General features: G+C 61.8%; 4 protein-coding genes, 1 tRNA gene and 1 pseudogene. 1 reads left to right on the forward strand and 5 read right to left on the reverse strand.

What is annotated here, in order from left to right; all coding sequences use genetic code 11:
- Positions 1 to 12 precede the first annotated feature (12 nt).
- The gene (locus QT222_RS05445) at positions 13 to 420 is read left to right on the forward strand and encodes a hypothetical protein (protein ID WP_004060427.1); all 408 of its coding nucleotides are present in this window, start codon (positions 13 to 15) and stop codon (positions 418 to 420) included.
- A gap of 26 nt (positions 421 to 446) precedes the next feature.
- On the opposite strand, the gene QT222_RS05450 is transcribed toward QT222_RS05445, so the two are convergent.
- The 5 genes and pseudogenes from QT222_RS05450 to QT222_RS05470 form a co-directional block, all read right to left on the reverse strand.
- Positions 447 to 1,052, reverse strand: coding sequence for a GNAT family N-acetyltransferase (locus QT222_RS05450; RefSeq protein WP_491476555.1), 606 nt, complete (start codon positions 1,050 to 1,052; stop codon positions 447 to 449).
- A gap of 83 nt (positions 1,053 to 1,135) precedes the next feature.
- On the reverse strand, positions 1,136 to 2,449 hold the full coding sequence (locus QT222_RS05455) for a 5'-deoxyadenosine deaminase (RefSeq protein ID WP_491476556.1): 1,314 nt from the start codon (positions 2,447 to 2,449) through the stop codon (positions 1,136 to 1,138).
- Positions 2,450 to 2,576: 127 nt separating this feature from the next.
- A tRNA-Glu gene (locus QT222_RS05460) sits at positions 2,577 to 2,651 on the reverse strand.
- An 84-nt stretch (positions 2,652 to 2,735) separates the two neighbouring features.
- On the reverse strand, positions 2,736 to 3,893 hold the full coding sequence (locus tag QT222_RS05465) for a metal-dependent hydrolase family protein (protein ID WP_491476557.1): 1,158 nt from the start codon (positions 3,891 to 3,893) through the stop codon (positions 2,736 to 2,738).
- 143 nt (positions 3,894 to 4,036) lie between these two features.
- A pseudogene (locus QT222_RS05470) lies at positions 4,037 to 4,309 on the reverse strand (MOSC domain-containing protein); the annotation flags it as partial.

The following is a 4,309-nucleotide window of genomic DNA, read 5'->3' on the forward strand; positions in this document are numbered from 1 at the left end:
CAGGTCCCGGATATGGGTGAGGCCGAAACGGCGGCAGCAACACTCGATGTCGAGATTGGGGGTCTCGGCGGAGAAGTGACGCTTGCCGATCTGTTCCCGTCTACGTGGGTTGAGTCGCATTGTGACGCGACATCTATCAGTGAATTCGTCGAACAAAGTGGGTTCGAAGTCTCCGACCAGGAGTCGTTCGAATCGATTCCGTCCCACAAGTGGGACCGGTACGTCGATTTACACACTGAATTCGATGACTGGCAAGCGATGCTCTCTGCCGGTGTCGAACGGTACGTCCTCGAACGGACGGACCCCGCTGAAACGAACTCGGGAGTATCGACAGCGGAACCCGAGTCAGCAGAGAGCGCCGAGTCAGTCGAGGGGGGAGAAGCAACCGAGAGAGAAGAATCGGTCGAGGCGAGCGTCTGACCGTTCGGTGACAGACGAAACGTAACTCAGTTCTGTGCGGCGTCGCCGACCGCTGCGGTGCCGCGTGCGAGTGCATCATCCCACCACTCACGAGTCTGCGCAGTCGCGACCGACAGTGGTTCGTCAGGGTTGTCCGGACGCGGACCGAGAGTGAGTCGCCACCATTCGACGTCGTGCCACTCGTCGTGTTTGTAGCCGACTTCGTCGAACCGGCCGACACACTCGAAGCCGAACGACTCGTGGAAGGCGATACTCGCCGGATTCGGTGTCGTCACGACGGCGAAGGCGGTCGCGTAGCCCTGCTGTTCGAGGATGTCCAAAAGAGCCGTGTAGAGTCCACGTGCAACGCCTCGACGTTGGAATCCCGGGTCGACGTAGACTGAGGTCTCGACTGCCCACTGGTAGGCGTCGCGCTTTCGGACAGGTCCGGCGTAGGCGTATCCGGCGAGGTCGCCATCGACTTCGCAGACGAGCCACGGGTGGTGTGTCTTCTTTTCGAGTTTCGATTCGAGGTCGGTGACGCTCGGCGGGTCGTACGCGAACGTAATCGCCGTCTCTTCGACGAATGGCTCGTAGAGCGTCCGAATGGCGGGGAGGTCGGACTCCGTGACGGTCCGGAGGCGAACAGTCATGACTCAGGAGCGGTCGTGTGAAGAGAAAGGTGCGACGATGGCGGCCGTTCTCGCAAACTACCTGTTCGATTCGGTGCTGCGACTCAGTTGGTAGTCGGCGCTGCGTCGATGCGCTCGGCGACTTCCTGTGCCCGTTTCCGGATGTCGGTCGCATCCGCGCGGACGTGTTCTCCATCGTCGTAGAGGACATCGCCGTCAATCATCGTGAACACCACGTCGTCGCCGTGGGCGGAGAAGACGAGGTGCGACAGGACGTCGTGTATCGGCGTCGCACGGGTGAGGTCGGTCGTGAGACCGACGACATCGGCCTTCCACCCTTCGCGGAGACAGCCGACGCGGTCGAATCCGGCGGCTTTCGCGCCGTTTCTGGTCGCCATCTCGAACACGGTCGCTGCGGGCGTGCTCGTCGGGTCGAACGAATCGACTTTCTGGAGGAGGCTGGCCTGCCGCATCTCGGTGAAGGGGTCGAGCGTGTTGTTACACGGCGGGCCGTCGTTGCCGAGTGCGACGTTGATGCCGCGGTCGAGATAGTCCGGAATCGGTGCGATTCCCGAGGCGAGTTTCATGTTCGACGACGGGCAGTACGTGACGTGCGTCCCGGTCTCGGCGAGAACCTCGCGTTCGGACTCGTCGGTGTGGACGCAGTGTGCGAGGACCACGTCGTCGCCAGTGAGTCCGACCTCGTCGAGCCAGTGGATGTTTCGCATCCCCGTCTCGGCTTCGACGGTTGCGACTTCGTCGCGGTTCTCGCTCGCGTGGGTGTGGATACGGACGCCCTCGTATGCATCTGTGAGTTCTCGCACGCCGCGAAGGCAGTCCTCGGAACAGGTGACGGCAAAGCGCGGCGTGACCGCGTACTGGATACGGCCGTCGAAGGTGTCGTGATAGCGCTCGATGAGTCGCTTCGACTCGGCTAGCCCCGCATCCGTGTCCTCCTGGAGGTCGTCGGGCGCGTTCGTGTCCATGAGGACCTTCCCGATTCGGCCGCGGATTCCCATCTCGCCGGCCGCCTCAAATGCCTCTTCGGCGTGACGAACCGAGAGGTGGTCGACGACCGTCGTCGTCCCCGATTCGATGAGCTCGAGATAGCCGAGTTCTGCGGCGACTCGCATCCCGTCGGCGTCGAGTCCGGCCTCCATCGGGAGGACGTGGTCGAACAGCCAATCGAGAAGTGAGGTGTCGTCGGCGATACCTCTTCCGAGCGACTGCACAGAGTGGACGTGCCCGCCGACCAGCCCCGGAGCGATAACGTCGAATTCGCGTCGCTCGTGGTCCGAATACGTTTCAGTGAGCCTCGCTCGCTCTCCAACTGCGATGATGCGGTCGTCGTCAACGACGACGGCACCGTCTTCGATGATGGTAGACGCGTCTGCGACCACCGTTCCCGCAAGTAACATCCTCATTCGGGTAGTAGAGCCGGGGTGAAATAGGTAGGGAACTGGATTCGACTCGAAATGTCCCTTCCTCCGCACGTTTGGAACCAAAACACGCTCGCTGTCGCTCGCGGGTCAGAGTTGGGAAAAGTGCTCCGTCAGGGATTCGAACCCTGGTCATCACCGTGAGAGGGTGATATGATTGGCCGGACTACACCAACAGAGCACGTTGGTACATCCTTTGTTATTGCGTGTGATTGTAAAAGGCTATCGCTTCAAAACGGCCGTGAGACCGCCTGCCGTGTTGCGATTAGACGACCTGCTTGCCTTCTCGATACACCTGCTGGACGGTCCGCCACGCACTCGGGTTCACGCTCGGGTCGTCTTCGAGGACGACGAGGTCCGCGATGTAGCCCTCGGCGACCTTCCCGACATCATTTAATCCGAGGAGTTCCGCGCCGCCGACGGTTGCGGCTTCGAGGGCTGCCTCAGGTGAGAGTCCGTACTCGACCAGCAACTCCATCTCGCGGAGCGCGTTTTCGCCGTGCTCGTTGAATGGTGTCCCCGCGTCGGTCCCCATCGCAATCTTCACACCCGCGTCGAGGGCGTGGTCCCACGCAACTTCGAAGCGCTCGGCCGCATCTTCGGCCTTTGCGACCGCCGCCGCCGGGATACCGGCTTCGATACCGTGCTCGACGATTTCGTGGGCTGCGGACGCCGTCGGAACCCAGTACGTTCCGCGTTCGACCAGCAGGTCGGCCGCCTCCTTGTCCATGAACATCCCGTGTTCGATACTCGCGATACCGGCGCGTGCAGCGTTTTTAATTCCCGATTCGCCGTGGGCGTGGGCCGCCGTCGGGACTCCCTTCGCGCTCGCGGCGTCAACGAGTGCGCGAATCTCCGCTTCGGTGAGTTCCGGCGCACCGGTGACGGCTCCCTCGGTGAGGACGCCGCCTGTCGCCATGCACTTCACCACGTCAGCACCGCGCTTGAGTTGCTCGCGGGCAGCTTTTCGAACCTCGTCTGGACCGTCGGCTTCGCGGCCAAACCAGTGACCGTGGCCTCCGGTCATCACGATGTTCTCACCAGCGGCGAGGACGCGCGGACCCTCTAGTTCGCCGCTCGCGACGGCTGCCTTTGCACTCGTCGCCAACTCACCCGGTGCCCCGAGGTCTCGAACTGTTGTCACACCGGCTTCGAGTGTCTTTCTGAGATTGCTGGCGGCCCGGTAACAGGCTCGTTCGACCGACTCCTGTTGGTAGGTAGCTACGTCCGCTCGACTGTCCATCATTAGATGGACGTGGGCATCGACGAGTCCGGGGGCGACGACCAACCCTGTGACGTCCCGTGTCTCACCTTCGACTTCGTCGCCGACAGACTCGATTCGCCCGGTCGACTCGGCTACGACCACGTTTGCCTCGCGAACTCCATCGGCATCGACGACCCGTGCACCGGTGAGTGTGAACATGCATCTCACAAACCGGGGAAACCACCTAAAGGCGTGGGTGTCGGTGAAGTGAAACGAAGAAATTACCTCGGTCGGCACATCGCCGCCCAATCAACTCACCAACCAATTAACTAACTGACTAATCAACTCACCAACCAATCAGCTCAGTCGGTGAGTACGTCTCCGACGCGAACCGCATCCCTAACCGAAAGCGTCTCTCCCCACGATGATTCAGCAACTGTGGTGTTGACCATCAGTCTGAAGTCGTGATTGAACCAGTCGCCGCCGGACCACTCGGGCAGCGTCTCGCGGCGCTTTGTCATGAATGTCTCGCGGAAACCCGGCGTCTCCTCGCCGGTATCCGGATTGCGGGTCGGTACGGCACAGCGCTGGCAGGGGTTGACTCCTTCGAAGGTGGCGTCTCCGACGGTGAATTC

The sequence above is a fragment of the Haloferax sp. s1 genome (genome assembly GCF_058382125.1).